Source organism: Pantoea sp. JV6 (genome assembly GCF_025910055.1).
In the GTDB taxonomy this organism is placed as follows: Bacteria; Pseudomonadota; Gammaproteobacteria; order Enterobacterales; family Enterobacteriaceae; genus Pantoea; species Pantoea agglomerans.
The window spans coordinates 74,302-92,263 of sequence record NZ_JAPCIM010000024.1 but is presented as its reverse complement, the minus strand read 5'-3'; the positions used below and the strand labels follow the sequence as shown (position 1 = coordinate 92,263).

Here is a 17,962-nt window from a genome sequence, read left to right as displayed (position 1 = left end):
TTGAGTTGTTCAGTTAACTTTCTTCATCAGTAAACGAGATGTTTTGCAGTTAGCGTGATTAGATAAGTTATTGATTAAAATGTTTTTATCCACATAAGAGACGCCTTATGGCCAATGAAAAATCTATCAGGGGAGGTTCAGTTTTAGTCCACCTGTCAGAGGAGACTAACCAGCTCCTGGTGGAATCATCTAAGCGTTCAGGAAGAAGTAAAACACGAGAGGCAAAAATCAGACTTGAAGACTCACTCAGATCATTTTCCGACTTAGCCGCCACCGGTCGGAGATTCGAATCTGCCACTGACTGTGAGTAGGTTTTGAGTTTTTTTCGCCGCCCATGCCTCTCATATAAATTTTTTTATATAACGCTACTGTTAATTTTATGCATATTAGGAGGTGGATATACATAGCCCATTCTGAAACAGAAAACTCATATTCGCTAAAATGTTTTCCCAAACTGCATCAGAAACTGCTGATGCAGGACGCTACTCACCATTATAAAAATGGTGAGTCCTTTTTTTTAGAACCTGATTCTGATTAAGGATTGAATAATGCAAACTTCGATTTTCGCTTCCGGTAAAACGGATAGCGTGGCGGTAGCATTGTCTGATGGCTACCAGGAACCTATCTCTGGTAAATGTTTCTCCATTAAACAAATGCTGAAAGGTCTTACCCATACTGCCTGTAAAAAAGTTTATCGGCATCGAGCAAACGTAACCCTGATTGCCCTTGCAATGCTGTTCTTTGCATTGCCACACTTTGCCGGAGCTACAGACCTGCTGGCCAGCCAGAAGCAGGATGCTAAGGATACATTTGGTCATGGCAGCACCGTCGAATGGGGGCTGTATATCGGCGAAGTCATTCTGTCCGTCGCGGCCTACATCAAGGTGCGCAACCCGATGATTCTGGTCGGCGGCATCCCGTTCCTCATCGTTATCACCAAAGTGTTCTTCAGCCTCGCCGGCTGACCCCGTCATGGACAGGGAATCGCTTCAGTATCAGTTCCCGGAAACCCTCAATCAGCAGAAACGCCTTGCCGGACTCCCCACTGAGGAGGCCGTACTCATCATTGCGTGCGGCGTCATCGGTTTTTTCTGCGACATGTTCATTGTGATGCTGATTGTGGCTGGCGCGCTCTGGCTGTTAGTCCGCCATCTGAAGAAGGGGCAGGGCACCTGGTGGCTCCTGAACCTTCTTTACTGGTACCTGCCGACCACGCTGCTCCGGCTGCAGTTCCGCCGCGTGCCCGACTCGGGCAACCGGCACTGGATGCAGTAACCCGCGCGCCATCTTCGGATGGCGCTTATTAAAAGGATAACGCTATGAAGTATCAGGTCCGGGAGGGGCGCAACCGGGTAATCATTCTGGCCCTGTGCGCACTTTCGCTGCTCGTGTTTATTCTCGCCGTCAGCACCGTCGTGACCGGCGCGCTGGCGTGGCATTTTGCAAAAACGCAGAGGACCCTGACCACCCCCATGATGTTTGACCGCCCGTTCCTCTCCGATTCCGCCTCCGGAGACGCGGCCTTAAACGGCATGCTGGTACGCTCTTTCGTCAACCTCCGCCTTTCCGTCACGCCCGAAACCGTGGACAGCCAGCATGCCGCCCTGCTGCGCTTCGTTCCCGCTGAGTACCGTGACGACATGAAAAAGCAGCTCGCAGCCGAAGCTGAGTACATCAAAAACAACGGCGTCTCTTCCGTGTTCCGCATCGATGACGAAATCACCGATTCCAACACCGGTGACATCACCGTGCAGGGCACACTGAGCGCAAGCACCACTAACGGCAACCTGAATATTTCACTTCCGGATGCCAGTAAAGCCTACCGGCTAAGTGTGCACTACGTGGACGGCCTTATCCGCCTGACGGCCTTCCCCGAGGTGCCCTGGACTCAACCTGAACGCCGCCCGCAACAGGACTGAACCGATGAAAAAGACCCTTTCCGCCCTGGCCGTTGCCGGCGCGCTGGCGCTGCTGCCTGCCACCGGGCAGGCAGCAGTACCCGGCCCTGCCGGGACCCCGTTTGAAAATAATGCGCACCTTAAGGCGCAGATGAGCAACACCAGTCCTAACAAAATCATTATCGACGGCGAGCTTATTACCGGCATTACCGGTCCGGATAATGCCTACCTCAAAAGCAACACCGCCGACGGCGCACTGCTGATTACGCCGCTGACCGGGCAGGACTTCACCATCTTCCTGGAGACAGCCGGCGGCGTGGGTGTTTCGATCGACGTGTCGCCGAAGCCCGGCAACGGCCGCACGCTGCACCTGATACCGGCGGATGTGCCACTTAAGCCCAACCCGGATGCAAAGGTCTGGGAGGAGAGTCAGCCCTTCCAGAAAACCCTGATCAGCGTTGCCCGCAGCGTGGTCAGCGGCGACGTGCCGGAGAGCTACACCGAGGTAAAAGCCTCGCGCGGTCCGGCGTATAACCCGCCTGCGGGCGTGCTGCTGACCCCGGAGCGCCAGTTTGCCGGCTCTCACCTGCGGGTTATGCGCTATCGCATGAAAAACACCGGCTACGTAACGCGGCCGCTGAACGAAAAGCAGTTCTGGCAGAAGGGCGTGCGCGCGGTGATGCTCTCAACCCGCACGCTCTACGCTAACGGTGAAGGCTTCGTGTGGGTGATTTTCTCGACTGACGCGGAGGGCGGGGCATGAGCAACATCAATACCGCGACGCGCCGCCGCCAGTGGGTGATTGCCGGCGTTGCCGCCGCGGTCATGCTGGCGGTGGGCGGCGGCATCTGGGCTTACTCGCATCATGAGGCGGAGCTGAACCAGCCTGCACCGAAGGCGGCACCGAACCTGACAGGCAGCCTGGTGAACACGTCCTTTACCGAAGGCGTAGCGACCGCGGCGCTGCAGCAGCAGCAGAACAAGACAGCCGGACTTGAGCGCGACCTCGGTACGCTGACCGGCACGCTGAAAAGCCAGAATGAGGAGCTGAAGAAGCAGCTGACCACGATGGCAGAGGCTATCAGCCAGCTGCAGACGCAGCAGGTACAGGGAGGCCGGACTCCGAATGGTCCTGCAGCCACCACACCGGCGGCAGGCACGCCACCTGCCAGTGCCCCGGTCTCCTCCGGGCAGTCCGGCCCGGCGCAGTGGAGCATTAACAATCCCGGCAGCGGACCGGCTGCGGGTCAGGGCAGCCAGTTTTATCCTTCGCAGGGGCAGGGCTTTTATCCTGGCACCGGCACTGTGCGGCCGGGCGGCCTGAGCCGCGATACCTTCACCTACGCTGCGCTCACTGACAAAAAGATGAAGCTTCCCTGGATACCTTCCGGGTCATTCTCCGAGGCGGTCATGATTGAGGGCGCTGACGCCAACGCCAGCGTAACCGGTCAGCAGAATACCTCTCCGGTGGTCATCACCCTGCTGGGCGATGTCTCCATGCCAAACGGGAAGACCTGGAACATGGACCAGTGCCGCGTGACCGGGGAGATGTACGGTGATATCTCCAGCGAGCGCGGCGAAGTCCGCACCAAAAACATCAGCTGTATCCTGAAAAACGGCAAACACATCGACATGCCGTTCGACGGGCACGTGTCCTTCCAGGGCAAGGTGGGTATCCGCGGCAAGCCGGTCATGCGTAACGGCGCCATCATTGCCAATGCCGGGGCTGCCGGGCTGCTGTCCGGCTTCGGTGAGGGCATACAGTCTGCCGCGACACCTACGGTCGGACTCGGTGGCAGCGCCTCTGTGGGTGCCGGCGATATCTTCAAGCAGGGCCTCGGTGGCGGTGCCAGCAAGGCTGCGGACACGCTGAGCCAGTACTGGATTAAGCGTGCCGAGCAGTATCACCCGGTCATTGATATCGGCGCCGGCAACGCTGTGACGGTGGTCTTCCAGCAGGGTTTCCGCCTGGAAACAATTGAGGACGCTGAAGCAGAAAAGGCGAAGCAGGAGGCCCCGCAGGCAGCTGTGCAGCAGGCGGCAGCGATTGCACCGACAGTCAGCAGCAGTAACGGCAGTGCGCCTGTTCTGAACCCTGACGAAGTTCTGCGTCAGGCCAGCCAGCTGCGCCTCGGCGACACCATTAATTAAGGAGATGACAGATGAAACAGTGGTATGTAATCAAGTCGTTATTTAATCAGGAAAAGCGCGCTGAGGCCCATCTGCTCAACCAAGGTGTGGAATGTTACCTTCCGCTTTTCACCTGTCAGCTTGTTGCAGGGGGAAGCGTTAAACCGGTTAAACCCCAGCCACTTTTTCCTGGCTATCTGTTTGCGCGATTCGACCCTGAAGAAATTCATACGACGACAATTAAAGCAACTCGCGGAGTCTCAACCATAGTCAGTTTTGGCAACCGCATCGCAATTATGGGGGATGCGGAAATGGAGCGCATGAAGCGGGGAGCTGAATCGGCCGCGCAGGCAGACATGCAGGCACCTGAGCATGGCGATACAGTTCTGATAACAAACGGCACGTTTGAAAACATGCAAGCTATCTGGCATGAGCCGCAGGGCGCAAAGCGTGCAATGCTTCTCCTGAACCTTATGGGAAGACTGGTCGAGCTTGATCTTAAAAAGGTCAGGTCTCAGAACATTCAGTTCCGCAGGACGTCAACTCACGGGCAGGAGGCGGCATGAAAGCGATGATTCAACGCTGGCATCATGCGGATAACAGGGATCACCTTTACCTGGTTCTGATTGCAGTCATGCTGGCGGCTAACTTCATCCTGTCCGGCCTGACGATGCGTGAGGGGCTGCCCGGTTTCCCGGGCTTTCCGGGCTGGCAGGTCTGGCGGCTGGCCCTGTTAACGTCTCCCGTTATTGTTTTGCTGGCGTACCTGTGCAGGAACATGGCGGTCTTGACCTTCGGGGCGATGGTGCTGTTCTGGCTGATCTTGGCGGCATATTATTTTGTCAAGAGTGTGTGGTTCTGGATGGTACCGGTACCCCATCCCATAGATATTTTATTTATGGCGGCCTTTACTACCGGTATCGCATATTTTTTAACGCTGTTCTACTTCCTGCTTAACCTCAGATAACGAAATCAGGCTGCGGAGGCAATCATGGATAAACACAACCAGCGTGAACTGCATATCCGGCTCTGTGCGCTGCGGCTTCGTTACCGGCAAGCCTGGCAGGCACAGGCGAGCAGCTGCCAGCTGGCCGCCATGCTGACCGAGATCGAGGCGCTCCGTCAGCGTCTGGCTTCTGGCAGTCCCCAGCCTGATGCCCTATATAGCTGAGATTTTAGCTTCGGCCGTAGCGACCTGCAGGGCAGATGGATGGGTAGATCAGCGCCTGCTGGCCGTCAATCAGACGAGTGTGGCAACCCGGTGAATTGGATTCTCCGCACCCTGCAGACTGTCCCCCTTTAAAAAGACTGCTTTGTTTCTTTATCTGACAGCCGTGACAGGTATCACATAACTCGATGAACAATACTTCAGCCTTCACCAGGGCACCCTTCGCATCTTCCTCAACAGAACCTGACCTTAAACGAGGCGAAAAATGGTCCACGATGAAACCACACCTGTGCCGGACTCGCTGCTGATCCGGATTACTGGCGGACGGCATCCCAGCGATAATATGCTGTTCCGGCTTGAAAGACTTAACACCCGTCCGTTCCCGGATGCAGCGATACGCCCAATGGCAGAGAATTCCAGGCATGTCCCCGCACTCGCAGACATCACAATTGAGCGGCTGGCGATGTACATCGCTGACGTCATCCGCCAGGTCTCACCGGACATGCCGAGTGCTGATGTCTGGGTTCGAACAAAAGAGCCGGTCAAAAATAAACCAGTCGCCTGCCGACATCACGTCATGAGCGACGATGAATTTAAGGACTGGCAGATGGTCAACACCTTTATGAAAGAAAAACATACCGGCTGAACCTCCTTTTTACGTGCCTTCACCAGGGCAACCCGCACCACCTGACTAACCTGCACTTTTATATCTCCCTGACCCATTGCGGCACAGCCGCCACTGAGGACTCCACCATGCAGAAACTCTTTGCGTGCGCACTGCTGTGCGCTGCGCTGTCCGGCTGCGCCGGCATGAACTCTGATTTTGACTGTAATAAAACCGCGACCGACCAGTGCCTGTCGATGTCCGATGCCAGCAAGCTGGCATCCAGGCATCAGAGCCTGGATGACCTGACGGCAGAAAAGGAGGCCGGCCCAAAGCCTGCCGCTGAGGCGCTGGCGACGCCCGGCAACGTGAAGCCCGCCGTCAGCCCTTACCGCCCGGTAAGCATGGCAACGCCTGCACCGCGCCCGGTTAAAGGACAGGGCATGACCGCAGACAGCCTGCGCGCGTCCACGGTGCCGGTTCGTACTGGCGCCACCGGCCCTGTTGTCCCGGGTGACTACAGCGGACCGGGGCAGGTGGACGCCCGCCGCATTCCTGACGCGACGCAGCGCCTGTGGATTGCGCCCTGGGTGGACGAGCAGGACAGCTTTCATCAGCCCGCCGTGGTGGAGTTCGTGAAGCAGAAGTCCCGCTGGGACGAAGATTTCCGCGTAATCAGCGAGGGGGAGTAATGAAAAAGCGTTTTTCATTCAGCAGTGCCTCTGAACAGCGGGCGCCCGCATCGTCTGCAGCTGCGCTGCATCACCGGGTCAGGCCCGGACTGATGTTCGTGGATGTGCCCCCTTATGGACACGTCTTTACGCACAGTACGCCCGGAGCCGGAAAATCCGCGCACTTCCATACCCTGATAAAGGCCGCGCTGAAAACAGAGCGCGCCGGAGGTCAGCATGATCAGTAACGTTATCGATCACCTCACCGGCATCTTCAGCAGCAGCCGGGATGAGGGCGGTGCCAGGATGGCGCGCCAGAGGCTGGAGGAGAGCTTCAGCTACCCGTCGCTGACCAGCCTGCTGCCGTGGCGTGAGTTTGATGAAAAGTCCGAACTCTTCATTAACAGCCGCTCGGTCGGCTTTATTCTGGAGGTGGCACCGCTCGCCGGCGCGAATCAGCAGGTGGTACAGGCGCTCGACGACCTGCTGCGTAAAAAGCTGCCCCGTAAAACGCCGGTCACGGTGCTGATGGTGGCCAGCAAGTGCGTGGGCGACATGCTGGAAAACGGGCTGAGCCGGGATATGTGGAAGGGCGACATGGCGCCGCGCCTGAACGCCATCACCAAAGCCTTCTGGGAGCGCTCGGCGCTGAAGGGGCTGGCCAATGAGCGCGAGTACCCGCTGTACCTGCGTAACTACCGCGTTTTCCTGGTGTATGCACACCCCGGCACCGGCGGCATCAAGTCGCTGGACGCGGTGGCGCAGGTGCGCGAAACGCTCCGTGTCTCGATGCTGGCCGCGCACATGGACACCCGTCGCGTGGGACCGAATGAGTTTTTATCCGTCATCCGCGAGCAGCTGAACTACCGGCCGGGGCAGGTCAGTGCGGGCAGTGAGCACTGGAACCCGGAGCAGGAGCTGCACCGCCAGTGCGTGGACACCAGTACCGAAATGGAGGTTCATCCGGATCACCTGAAGCTGACCACTGCACGCCAGCACGGCGATCGTGCGGTCAGCGACAGCAGCGACAGCGCGGTGGTCAGCACGCGCATCGTGAACATGCAGCTGACAAAGGTTCCGAAGCAGTTCGCGCTCTGGCAGGCGGCGGACAACCTGCAGAACATGCGGTTTCCTGATCTGGGCATTCCCTGTCCGTTCCTGCTGAGCTGGACCATCTGCGTGGAGGAGCAGGTGAGCAGCCAGAACGAGGCGTTCCGTAAGGAGCAGGACATGGGCAAGAAGGCCAACTCCTCCTACGGCAAGCTGTTCCCCAACACGCAGCGCACCTATGAAGAGTGGCGCGACCTGCGCATGGGGCTTGCCAGCAACGAAATTGCGATGTGCAGCTTTAACCTTAACCTGACGCTGTTCACGCCCGACAGCGACAGCGAACAACAGCGCTGTGAACTCTCCGCCATCAACGTGTTTCGCAAAAATGACCTTGAAATGTCCGCGCCGCGCTACCAGCAGCTGCGCAACTGGCTGACCTCAATGCCGTTCCTGATGCAGGAGGGACTGTGGGACGACATGAAGCACATGAACGCCACCCTGCGCTGCAAGAGCTTTAACGCCGTTAACCTCATGCCGGTGGTAGCCGAGCGGCAGATGGCGGCATCGGGCAGTCCGCTGCCGACCTACCGCAACGCGCTGGCCTTCTTTGATATGTTCAGCGAAAGCAACGGGGCAACTAATTTTAACATCGCGGTGACCGGCACCACCGGCGCAGGTAAAAGCTTCTTCATACAGGAAATCCTGCGACAGGTGCTGAACGCCGGCGGCTTCGGGTGGGTTATCGACATGGGGGGCAGCTACAAAAACTTCTGCCGGCAGGCGGGCGGGGCCTACCTGGACGGTGCGACGCTGCGCTTTAACCCGTTCGCTAACGTACGGGACATTAAAGCGTCTGCCGAAGGCATCCAGGGACTGCTCACCGTACTGGCCAGCCCCAACGAACCGCTGGATAAGGTCAGCGAAACCATCCTGCTCAAAGGGGTGGTGGCGGCCTACGAGGCGAAGCAGAACACCGCGCGTATAGACGACGTGGTGCTGTACATGAAGTCTGCGGCGGTCAGGGAAGAATATGGCCAGCAGCCGACCATCATGAACCGCATCAACGAGCTGGTGCTGCTGCTGGACCGCTGGTGCACGTGGGGAGCCAACGGCGACTACTTCAACTCGGACAAGCCGACACTCGACGGCGACACGCGCTTTGCCGTACTGGAACTGCTGAGTCTGGAAAATCAGCCGCACCTGCTCTCTGCCATCCTGTACTCGCTGATTCTGGCCATTCAGGAAAAGATGTACCACTCGCCGCGCAGCCTGAAGAAGGTCGCCATTATTGACGAGGCCTGGCGCCTGTTCAGCGGCTCTAACCCGCACGCGGCCCGCTTTATCGAAACCGGCTACCGTACGGTGCGCCGCCATCGCGGGGCGTTCATCACCATCACGCAGGGTATCAAGGACTTTACCGGCACCAAAGACCAGGCCGCACCGCCAGCCGCGGCAGCCGCATGGGACTGTTCGGGCACCAAAGTTACTCTGCTGCAGGATGCAAAAGCGTTCAAAACCTACCTCAATTCCAACCCGGATCAGTTCAGTGAGGTTGAAACGCAGGTTATCCGCGGCTTCCAGCCCGCGCGCGATACCGGCTTCAGCTCGGTGATGATCTCAACGGGTGAAAACAGTTCGTTCCATCGCGTCTTTGTTGACCCGGTCACGCGCGCCATGTTCAGCACCCGCGGCGAAGACTATCAGTACATGACGGAGGCGCAGAAGGCCGGGGCGACCAGCGAAGAGGCTGCATACCTGCTGGCCTGCGAGCCTCACATGTACCAGGCCGAGATGCAGGAGCTGGAGCGCTGGGCAGGCCTGACCACTGCTTAAAAGAGGATTAAACGATGCAGGAAGAAAGACAGCCGCCTCAGCAGGTGGCCATAGAAAACGAGGATAACGCAGGGATGAGTGACGGCGCTCGCGCGACCGCGTCAGCGCAGTTGATGCGCAGCCGCGGTGCCCGGCTGGCAGCGTTCGCCGCGCTGGTCATTGTGCTCAGCGCCGGCGTCAGTGCGCTGGTTGCTAAGGCCGTACAGCCCGATTACGTGGTATTTGACATGAAAGGCACTATCGATACGTTTCGGCAGCAGACGGTGCAGCAGCCGGTGGAAAAGGGGGCGCTGGAGACACTGACAAAGCGGTTTGGCGCCGCGCTGGACGCCAGCCTCTCTGACTGGCAGGCCGCGCATGGCGGTGTCATCCTGGTGAAGGGGGCGGTGGTTGCGGGCGTCACCGACATTACCCCAATCATTCAGGCCGACATTGCCCGTCAGATGCAGGGGGCGCCATGAGGCTGCTCACTACAGCGGTTGTTCTGCTCGCCACAGTGGTTCCGGGTTCTGCGCTGGCTAAAGACCTCGGCACCATCGGCCACCTGTTCCCCATCGCCGAACCGGATCTGCTGACTTTTATCGGGCAGCGTCTGCAGGGCATGGAGGACAGCGGCGAAATGGACCGCCTGCAGCGTGAGGCCGAAGCCCGGGTGAAAGCTCACGCCGTACGTCCGGCACCGGTGGCCGGGCTGACGCCGGCGAAAACGGACCGCGCGTTCCTGTATGACCCGACCTTTACGGTGCGGGAAACTATCCGCGACATGCGCGGCAACGTCATCGCCCGGGCGGGCGATAAGGTTAATCCGCTGGACAAGGTCGCCTTCAGCGAGACGCTGTACTTCGTTGACGGTGACAATCCGCAGCAGATGGCGTGGCTGAAGCTGCAGATCACGGGCCAGCAGAACTTTAAGGTCATCTTGGTTAAAGGCAACGTGCACGACAGCAGTATTGCACTGGACGAGCCGGTGTACTTCGACCAGTACGGCACGTTAACAACGAAATTCGGCTTTGAGCACACCCCGGTGCGCATTACGCGCGCGGACAGAATGCTCAGGGTTGAGGAGGTGGCACTGAAATGAGTGATAACACGCCGTATGATCTTGTGCAGAGACTGGTAAATGACCGGCAGCATTCTGCGTCGTCATCTGAGGCCGCACCCGTTCAGCTGCACGCGGAGCCGGTGATGCAACCGATATGGACTGATCCTGTCCCGCCTGCCTGTCGTGCCGAAATCTCACTGACACCCGAGAGCATAAGCGCGTTTACGTCAGGCCTGCCGGCCGTGGGTGGTTTCATTGTTCTCATAGCGCTGGCCATCGTTATGGTCAGGACTGGCAGGAGAATGACTCCCGAGAGGCAGGACACGATGCGCGTGGCTTTCGGCTCATCATCTCCGGCACCGTTTGGCAGTCGCGAGATGGCCGAACTTGCAGCTGCTGAGGCGAACAGCCATTACTGGCAGTTCATGCTGGCGGCATTTGGCGGCGCGCTGGAGGCGGAAGGGTTTGCGCTTCGTGCTGAGCCGCAGTCAAAGGTTCTGCTGCCTTATGCAGTCCGGACCCGCGTGGGTATCGCCATCGTAAAAGCGCGTTCCCGCTACCTGAACCCGCGCCAGAGCGACGAAGCTGCAGAGGCGATGCTGCGGGATGCCGAAGAGGATGACTACACCGGCAGCTGGACAGATTGCTGTCAGCGGGGAGCCGAGGCAGCTGGCTGGTACGTTGTCAGGCGTGGCGGTCATACCGCGGATAATGGTACGGATCTGTAGCTGACAGCGGCTGGTCTATAATTCTGCGCGTGAATAATCACTTTAAGGGACACAGGCAATGAGAACGCTGACGTTAGGATTTCTGCTGCTGGCTGCCGGCCATGCCACAGCCGCTTCGTCATTTACGCAGGAGTGGCCGTCATGCGATATAAAGGCTCAGCATGACGTGAAGGGGGAAACCGGCGGCAGTATTAAAGACCCGCTTCAGGCGCACATATCGGTACGCATTAACGTGCTGCAGGCCGATATCGGTAATGCCCGCAAAGCGCGTCACCTTACGGAAGCGCAGTCTGAACAGCTATGGCAACAGGCTGGCCGCGTCAGAAAAGATGCTGACGGCTACGTAAAGCAGCAGGGCTTTCTGAGTGCGGCTGAGCGTGCCAGTTATGACCGCGAACTCGACGATGTTGCCGGCAGACTGTGCCGCGCGGTGAAGTAAATCCTCCCCGGGTGGCTGCGGCCACCTGAATGCCTTTTCTGCCCGCAGTGCGCAGGCTGTTCGTTCCTCGCGCTGCTGCGGTACGCCTCAGCCTGCACCCCGCAGGCAGGCCCGTTTAACGTCTGACCCCGGCAGTTCCGCTGCCGTCTTTACGGAATCTCACCCTATGACACACCCTGCTGAAATATCGGCTCAGCCGGTCGTGCGCGATCGCTGGGGCGGCTGGACGCATCCTGAATTTTTTGTGCCCGCTGACGGCAATGAATATCCGCAGCCCGGCGAGTTTGAGGCCTGGCTTTCCGCACATAATCTCGCTGCCTCCTTCATCTGGATGGAAAACGACGTACCTGGCTGGTTGATGAAGACATTCTGGAAAACAGGTAATTGCAGCCAGTGGCAGCCGTCCGGGCCCGCAGGCGGGGGATGGTTTGTTGGCAGCATTCACGACACAGATGACGGTCCGGTGTGCGTCTGGCTCCGTAACAAAATGCAGGTCAAAGATTAATGAAACGTTTCCTTCTCATAATGTGCCTGCTCACGGCAGCGGTCATGGCGAAGCCTGTCATGGCAGCGACCAGTAACGCCGGCGACGGACGCTGGGTGAACCCGATCAGCGACGTCTGCTGGAAGTGTCTGTTCCCGATGTCGCTGGGCAGCATCCAGCTGGCATCAGGCGCGCACCCGGATACTCCGAACCCTGCCTCGCCGATTCAGATGTGCCCGTACGGTATTTTTTACCGGCTGGGTCTGGCCATTGGCTTCTGGGAGCCGCTGGCGCTGACCGACGTGACGCGCGAGCCCGGCGTCATGGTGAACATGGGCGGCTTCAAAATTAACCTCGGCCGCACCGGTGCCGGACGCGGCGGGCAGAGCGACTCACCCACACCCGGCAGCTTCTATCACGTGCACTGGTACAAATATCCGCTGATTTACTGGCTCAACATCATCACCAGTACGGGTTGCATGCAGACCGGTGACATGGACATCGCGTATCTGTCTGAGGTCGACCCGCTGTGGAACGACAGCACGCTGGCCATGATCCTGAATCCGGAAGTGGCGCTTTTCAACAACCTGCTGGCGCAGGGCGCCTGTGCGGCGGACTCGATTGCCTCCACGGCGGGCGTGCCACTGGACCCGCTGTTCTGGTGCGCCGGCGCACAGGGGTCGATGTATCCGTTTACGGGCTTTACCAGTAATGAGTTTTCGCCGCTTGAGGCCTCCCTGCTGGTCAGCGAACGCATGGCCTTCAAGCTGCACCGGGAGGGACTGGTGATGGAGACGGTCGGGGCGGACGTGGCGGTCTGCTATCAGTATCCGTCCCCGATCATCCCGAAATCACGCTGGCGTTATCAGATGGTGAATATGTACCCCGAACCAAACGACTGTCATCCGTTCGGCACAACGACCCAGCTCTGGGGCTCTGTACACAACTCACCGGCGACGAAAAAGAACTTCGGCTACCTCATGTGGCGAAAGCGTAACTGCGTTTATCTGTAAGGACTCACCATGAAACAACCTCTGATTACGGCGCTGCTCGCGGGCGCCGCGCTGCTGTGCACGGAAATGGCGAATGCGGCTGATCAGCCAGTCGTGTCAGGCAACGACATGGCGTATATGAAACAGCAGCAGCGCGACCTGGAACTGTTCAAAAGCCAGCTGAAGGGCATGAATATCACGCTACCGGATGCGCAGCAGGGACGGGTCTCGCAGCTGCAGAACGAAATTGCCGCCGCGCAAGCGGATCAGAACAGCGCTGCGCGCCCCACGCCGCGTGCCGTTTACTTCGTCAGTCTGGGTATCCCGGAGGAGGGGCTGCTGCCGATGCTTGCGGACGCACGCCGCTTCGGCATACCGGCCACGCTGCGCGGCCTGCTGAACAACGACTTCCGTCAGACGGCTGAGACGATGTTTGAACTGTCCAAAAAAGATAAGCAGGCAGGGGTGCAGATCGACCCAACCCTGTACGAGAAGTACAACATAAAGGCCGTGCCGGCGCTGGTCGTCACCTGTGGCAGTCAGTCTGATGTGATCTACGGCAGCCTGCCTGTGAAGCAGGCGCTCGAAGAAATTAAACAGCGCGGCGACTGTGGCAGTACGGCTGCGCAGCTGCTCCAGGACGCGGAGGGTGCGAAATGAAGCGTGCCCTGCTGCTTTCTTTATGTCTGATGGCGTCCGGCGCATTCGCAGATGCGGTAAGCGACGCTTACAACGCGGGTGCAGGGTATGCGGGATCGAATAAGGGACAGGGGACCTCTGCCGCTAAAGGGACTGACCCGGCGTCAGTCATTCCGGGCTACACAGCCAATCCCCCACAGGGCGGCTATTACGGCGGCGTGCAGGGTGGTGACGGTGGCATTGGGGATAAAGGGCAGACACAGATCGGAAGTAATGAAGCGGGACAGGCAGTTACGGATTCTTCAACGAAGAACCCGCCTGTAACCATCGATCCCAACGCTGACTTTATCCAGAACGGCAAGAATGCAGAAGCCAACAGCGGCTCTATCGTGGACGGTACCAACAGCCAGTGCACCACGAAAGTTGTTTCAAAGTCGGTATTCGAAAACTTCACGTGCGACAGGGATGTGGCGCAGATCCAGACCTGTGCCCGCACCGGCAGCGTTATCGTCACGGGCTCAAGCCATACGGAAACCCGGACAATGAATATGCTGCTTAAAAACGCGCGCCGAACGGGCAACCAGGTAATAGTGGATTTCACATTTCCTGAAACGGCCACGCTCATCAGCGGCAGCACGCAACTGGTTTATACCCCGGCCCCGTCCTACAACTCGGGAGCCGATTACGTCACCTCGATACTGAACAACAGCGTCACGCTCCGGTACGGCAAGGGAGCCGACAGCCTGGGTATCGCGGGGCTGCAGGTTAACGCGGGTCAGGTTTACTCTGCGGTGATTACACCTAAAGGGTCACGTCTCGATGCCACCATTAATACGCTTATTAAATACATCAACGATGGCACCACGCTGTTCCACCTCGACGTAACATTTAACGTAACCGTATCGGATAAAAAGGCCGACACGACCTGGTCCGAAAGCTGCAGCTTTGATAAATCACAGGCCACCGCCAGCACCGGCAGCGTCTGCACCGACCCGGGCGGCTCCCGCTCGGTTACCTCTGACGGCCAGACCTTTACCCAGACGCAGGGCTGCTGGCAGTACCAGGACAGCTACATCGTGCCGGTTAATTCCACCGGTAACTGTGCCCAGTTGATGTCTGACAGAAACTGCACTATCGCTGCCCGCGGCTGTACAGAGGCTGAAGGCGGAACGTGCATGCATGAGCAGGATACATACCAGTGTCAGACAACCTACAGCTCTCAGGGGCTGCTGTGCGGCGGACAGTATCTGTGTCAGACCGGCGACTGCAACGGTACTGACGGAGCCGGCGACAGCGGCTTTGACACGGCAGTGGCCAAACTGGCCGGTCTTGCCTCCGCCGGCGATGACGTCAAGAACGGTGATCAGATCGATATCAAAGCCTTTACCGGACAGGCGCTCTACTGCCGTAAAGCGATGGCGGGCTTTTCAAACTGCTGCGTCGATACCGGCTGGGGGAACAGTTCGGGGCTGGCTAACTGCAACAGTGATGAAATGGCCATCGGTAAGGCGAAGGCAAAAAAAGTCACCGTACTCGTCGGCGAAGCCTGCAATAAGGCCGTGCTCGGGGTGTGCGTACAGAAGAAGCAGGCTTACTGCGTGTTCGGCGGGAAGCTCGCCCGCATCATTCAGGAGCAGGGCCGACGCGATCAGCTGCACGTCAGCTTTGGCAGCGGAGACTCACCGAACTGTCGTGGCATCACCGTTCCTGAACTGCAGGCCATAAATTTTGATCTGATTAACTTCCAGGATTTCTACAGCGACCTGATGGCCAACCAGAAAATCCCTGACTCAGCGACGATGGTTCAGCAGGCTAAGGACCGCATTGCCGCGCAGGTTAACGCGCAGACAGGAGGTAAAAAATGAAACCACTGCTGATTGCCCTGTTGATGGTGGCGTGCACGGGCCAGGCCGTGGCGGACGATGCGCCGCCCGCTGACGCGGTGGTGACGCCGGCCGACCCGTTTACCGGCTGGCACTGGTACAACGAGCCGAAGAAAAAGCCGGACCCGCCCGCGCCGAAACCGCAGCCTGCGCCGCAGGTCCCGGACTTCAGCAGATTGTCACCGTCAGAGCAGGCGGACGTTCTGAAAGGATATACAAAGGAGGCGCTGAATAACGCCATCCTTCATCCGTCAGCCGAGAACACCGCCACCTTTCTGCGCTGGCAGAAGTTCTGGACCGACCGCGCCTCGATGTTCAGCCAGTCGTTCGCCGTTGCGCAGCTCGATCATCCGGACCTCGACTACAACCTTGATCACCCGCACTACAACAGCACTGCGCCGCTGCAGCAGGCCCGGGATCAGGCCGAGCAGACCGCGGCGATAAGTAAGCTCTCAGGTGAGTACGGCCTTTTCTACTTCTACCGTGGCAGCGACCCGATTGATGCTCAGATGGCCGGCGTGGTGGCGGACTTTGCCCGCCTGCGTCACATCTCGCTTATCCCGGTGAGCGTGGACGGCACGGTGTCGCCGCAGGTGCCCGACAGTCGGCCGGACGCCGGTCAGAGCGCGCGCATGGGGATCAGCCATTATCCGGCGCTGTTCCTGGTTGACCCGAAGTCAAAAAGCTTCCGGCCGCTTGCCTATGGCTTCATGACCCAGGACGACCTGGCGAAGCGCTTTCTTAACGTGGCCACCGGCTTTAAACCTAACTTCTGAGGACATGTGTATGCTGACTCTCTCTCCGGTCTGGTACGGGCGGCTGCGCGATGCGCGCCGGGTACAAAACTTCCTGCTGCAGACGCTGGTTATCCATCCGGCGCTGCTGTTCTTTCTGCTGTTCCTGCTCTGCGCGCACAGCGCCGGTGGTGCCGGGCATTTATTGATTAGTGAGGCCGAAAGGCTGATACGCGATGCGCCGGCAGGGCAGGTGTGGAGTTGCGCATCGCAGGCCACGCGCGTAGAGACCTGGCCGGCCGTTCCTGAAACATCACGAGATAAGACCGTACCGGTCAGCAGAGATATTAAGCCTGCACCCTCGCCTGCCATTTGCGTAAAAGCGGCGGTGAGCCGCGAGGCATGGGCAGCCGACACCAATAACATGCTGCGCAGCCTCTACCTCACCGGCGTACTGTTTTCCATTATTGCCGGCCTGGCGGTGCGAATCCTGCGCCGCCGCGCTCAGGGAGTCCGTACATGAACCGATTACCTCTTATCATCTTACTGTTTATGGCGGGCATTATTTTTAACTGCCTGCGCCAGCTGCTGACATGGTCAGTCAGCTTAACGTACGACGTGCTTGCCGGGTGCTCATTGGCCTGTCTGGTTCTGGTTGCGCTGGGCTTCATTATGGAACTGATTGCATATCGCCGAATGCTGCGCCGCCGCCGGGGAGGCCATCATGAGGCTTAACGTACTGCTGACAGCGCTGCTTCTGCAACTGCCTGCATTAGCTCAGGCGTCAGTGGCCTCTGACATTGCTGCGCTTGAGCAGGCAAAGGCACAGCGGGGCGCGCAGCTGCCGGACTTCGGATTACCCGGGGCGAGCCTGGTGCGGGCGGCGCCCGTAAAACCGCCCCGGATGATGACCCTTACGGACGGGCGGCAGGTGAACCTGAACGACTATGCGGTGGTGGTTTTTATGCAGCGCGGCTGTCAGTACAGCGCGAAGTTCGATCCGCTGCTGAAATCCTGGGCTGATGAGGAAGGGATAAAGGTGTACCCCTATAGCCTTGACGGCTACGGGGACGCGGCCTTTCCGGTGGCGCTTATCCCGCGTAAAGCGGGACCGAACGAGCCGATTGCCGGTGAAATTCTGACGTTCTTCGGTAATGGCCTGCCCATCGCCACGCCGACCACGTTTATGGTCAACGTTAACACCAACGTGGCCTACCCGCTTTTTCAGGGAGAGACGGATATGGGAACGATGAGCCAGCGCCTGGCGCAGATGATCGAAGCCGATATCGACAACCTCCCGCCGGATACGCTGGGTCCGGTACCCAGCAGTGCCTCACTGACCCCACAGTAATACAGGCGGCTGTGCCGCTCACGGAATACCCATGACTGAAAAACCTTTAACGCTCTCGCGACTTGAGACGGCGCTGCTGCTTGTCTGCGCCTCGCTGCTGGCTGCTGCCGGAATTTATGCCTGGCTCGCCTGCGACCTTGCTGGCCCGATAATCGGCATGACTTACGGTTCTGATGCGCTGGTCCTCAGCGGTCTTCAGCTTTATCCGCTGCTGTTCCTGCTTTCCCTTGCCGGTGGCTTCGGTTGCGGCGTACTGACCAGCATCACACTGCGCCGGCACGGATTTACGGCTGACCGGAGTTTTCAATGACAGAAC

Annotated in this window: 25 protein-coding genes; all 25 read left to right on the top strand. The window is 58.7% G+C overall.

From position 1 onward, the window contains the following. Positions 1 to 107 precede the first annotated feature (107 nt). The 25 genes from OK412_RS22355 to OK412_RS22235 all read left to right on the top strand — a co-directional run bounded on the left by OK412_RS22355 (position 108) and on the right by OK412_RS22235 (position 17,956). On the top strand, positions 108 to 311 hold the full coding sequence (locus OK412_RS22355) for a TraY domain-containing protein (RefSeq protein WP_111535084.1): 204 nt from the start codon (positions 108 to 110) through the stop codon (positions 309 to 311). A 237-nt stretch (positions 312 to 548) separates the two neighbouring features. Further along, positions 549 to 965, top strand: coding sequence for a type IV conjugative transfer system pilin TraA (locus OK412_RS22350; protein WP_264353589.1), 417 nt, complete (start codon positions 549 to 551; stop codon positions 963 to 965). 7 nt (positions 966 to 972) lie between these two features. Continuing rightward, positions 973 to 1,275, top strand: a complete 303-nt coding sequence (traL, locus tag OK412_RS22345) for a type IV conjugative transfer system protein TraL (RefSeq protein ID WP_109654215.1) — start codon at positions 973 to 975, stop codon at positions 1,273 to 1,275. A 44-nt stretch (positions 1,276 to 1,319) separates the two neighbouring features. Then, on the top strand, positions 1,320 to 1,919 hold the full coding sequence (locus OK412_RS22340) for a type IV conjugative transfer system protein TraE (RefSeq protein WP_264353588.1): 600 nt from the start codon (positions 1,320 to 1,322) through the stop codon (positions 1,917 to 1,919). A 4-nt stretch (positions 1,920 to 1,923) separates the two neighbouring features. Continuing rightward, positions 1,924 to 2,661: an F-type conjugal transfer protein TraK gene (traK, locus tag OK412_RS22335; protein ID WP_264353587.1), complete on the top strand. Its 738-nt coding sequence runs from the start codon at positions 1,924 to 1,926 to the stop codon at positions 2,659 to 2,661. Continuing rightward, a complete protein-coding gene (gene traB, locus OK412_RS22330) occupies positions 2,658 to 4,049 on the top strand; it encodes an F-type conjugal transfer pilus assembly protein TraB (protein ID WP_132500194.1) in 1,392 nt (463 codons plus the stop codon). The genes traK and traB overlap by 4 nt, the downstream gene beginning before the upstream one ends. An 11-nt stretch (positions 4,050 to 4,060) precedes the next feature. Continuing rightward, a complete protein-coding gene (gene rfaH, locus OK412_RS22325) occupies positions 4,061 to 4,594 on the top strand; it encodes a transcription/translation regulatory transformer protein RfaH (RefSeq protein WP_132500195.1) in 534 nt (177 codons plus the stop codon). Further along, a complete protein-coding gene (locus tag OK412_RS22320; RefSeq protein ID WP_132500196.1) occupies positions 4,591 to 4,995 on the top strand; it encodes a hypothetical protein in 405 nt (134 codons plus the stop codon). Before rfaH ends, OK412_RS22320 begins: the two co-directional genes overlap by 4 nt. Before the next feature lie 24 nt (positions 4,996 to 5,019). Beyond that, complete coding sequence (locus OK412_RS22315; protein WP_132500197.1) at positions 5,020 to 5,199, top strand: hypothetical protein; 180 nt, start codon at positions 5,020 to 5,022, stop codon at positions 5,197 to 5,199. 262 nt (positions 5,200 to 5,461) lie between these two features. Next, a complete protein-coding gene (locus OK412_RS22310) occupies positions 5,462 to 5,842 on the top strand; it encodes a hypothetical protein (RefSeq protein WP_264353586.1) in 381 nt (126 codons plus the stop codon). A gap of 107 nt (positions 5,843 to 5,949) precedes the next feature. Further along, entirely contained in the window at positions 5,950 to 6,492 is a 543-nt protein-coding gene (gene traV, locus OK412_RS22305; RefSeq protein WP_264353585.1) for a type IV conjugative transfer system lipoprotein TraV, read from the top strand. Continuing rightward, positions 6,492 to 6,719 (top strand): hypothetical protein, encoded by a 228-nt coding sequence (locus OK412_RS22300; protein WP_264353584.1) that lies wholly within the window; start codon positions 6,492 to 6,494, stop codon positions 6,717 to 6,719. Before traV ends, OK412_RS22300 begins: the two co-directional genes overlap by 1 nt. After that, the gene (gene traC / locus OK412_RS22295) at positions 6,709 to 9,354 is read left to right on the top strand and encodes a type IV secretion system protein TraC (RefSeq protein WP_264353583.1); all 2,646 of its coding nucleotides are present in this window, start codon (positions 6,709 to 6,711) and stop codon (positions 9,352 to 9,354) included. Before OK412_RS22300 ends, traC begins: the two co-directional genes overlap by 11 nt. Before the next feature lie 14 nt (positions 9,355 to 9,368). Further along, complete coding sequence (gene trbI / locus OK412_RS22290; RefSeq protein WP_264353582.1) at positions 9,369 to 9,815, top strand: type-F conjugative transfer system protein TrbI; 447 nt, start codon at positions 9,369 to 9,371, stop codon at positions 9,813 to 9,815. Continuing rightward, positions 9,812 to 10,435, top strand: coding sequence for a type-F conjugative transfer system protein TraW (gene traW, locus OK412_RS22285; protein ID WP_264353581.1), 624 nt, complete (start codon positions 9,812 to 9,814; stop codon positions 10,433 to 10,435). Before trbI ends, traW begins: the two co-directional genes overlap by 4 nt. A 263-nt stretch (positions 10,436 to 10,698) precedes the next feature. Next, entirely contained in the window at positions 10,699 to 11,124 is a 426-nt protein-coding gene (locus tag OK412_RS22280; RefSeq protein WP_264353580.1) for a hypothetical protein, read from the top strand. 58 nt (positions 11,125 to 11,182) lie between these two features. Then, positions 11,183 to 11,563 carry a hypothetical protein gene (locus OK412_RS22275; protein WP_132500205.1) on the top strand — a complete coding sequence of 127 codons (381 nt, stop codon included), beginning with the start codon at positions 11,183 to 11,185 and terminating at the stop codon, positions 11,561 to 11,563. 166 nt (positions 11,564 to 11,729) lie between these two features. Further along, the gene (locus OK412_RS22270; RefSeq protein ID WP_132500206.1) at positions 11,730 to 12,068 is read left to right on the top strand and encodes a hypothetical protein; all 339 of its coding nucleotides are present in this window, start codon (positions 11,730 to 11,732) and stop codon (positions 12,066 to 12,068) included. Continuing rightward, on the top strand, positions 12,068 to 13,060 hold the full coding sequence (gene traU / locus OK412_RS22265) for a conjugal transfer pilus assembly protein TraU (protein ID WP_109654180.1): 993 nt from the start codon (positions 12,068 to 12,070) through the stop codon (positions 13,058 to 13,060). The genes OK412_RS22270 and traU overlap by 1 nt, the downstream gene beginning before the upstream one ends. Before the next feature lie 9 nt (positions 13,061 to 13,069). Beyond that, the gene (gene trbC / locus OK412_RS22260) at positions 13,070 to 13,699 is read left to right on the top strand and encodes a type-F conjugative transfer system pilin assembly protein TrbC (protein WP_264353579.1); all 630 of its coding nucleotides are present in this window, start codon (positions 13,070 to 13,072) and stop codon (positions 13,697 to 13,699) included. Beyond that, complete coding sequence (gene traN / locus OK412_RS22255) at positions 13,696 to 15,543, top strand: type-F conjugative transfer system mating-pair stabilization protein TraN (protein WP_264353578.1); 1,848 nt, start codon at positions 13,696 to 13,698, stop codon at positions 15,541 to 15,543. Before trbC ends, traN begins: the two co-directional genes overlap by 4 nt. Then, a complete protein-coding gene (gene traF, locus OK412_RS22250) occupies positions 15,540 to 16,337 on the top strand; it encodes a type-F conjugative transfer system pilin assembly protein TraF (protein WP_069027079.1) in 798 nt (265 codons plus the stop codon). Before traN ends, traF begins: the two co-directional genes overlap by 4 nt. 10 nt (positions 16,338 to 16,347) lie before the next feature. After that, positions 16,348 to 16,818 carry a hypothetical protein gene (locus tag OK412_RS22245; RefSeq protein ID WP_137230256.1) on the top strand — a complete coding sequence of 157 codons (471 nt, stop codon included), beginning with the start codon at positions 16,348 to 16,350 and terminating at the stop codon, positions 16,816 to 16,818. A 201-nt stretch (positions 16,819 to 17,019) separates the two neighbouring features. After that, positions 17,020 to 17,646 (top strand): F-type conjugal transfer protein TrbB, encoded by a 627-nt coding sequence (trbB, locus tag OK412_RS22240; protein ID WP_132500212.1) that lies wholly within the window; start codon positions 17,020 to 17,022, stop codon positions 17,644 to 17,646. A 31-nt stretch (positions 17,647 to 17,677) separates the two neighbouring features. Continuing rightward, positions 17,678 to 17,956 carry a hypothetical protein gene (locus tag OK412_RS22235; protein ID WP_109654169.1) on the top strand — a complete coding sequence of 93 codons (279 nt, stop codon included), beginning with the start codon at positions 17,678 to 17,680 and terminating at the stop codon, positions 17,954 to 17,956. The last annotated feature ends 6 nt before the right edge of the window (positions 17,957 to 17,962 follow it).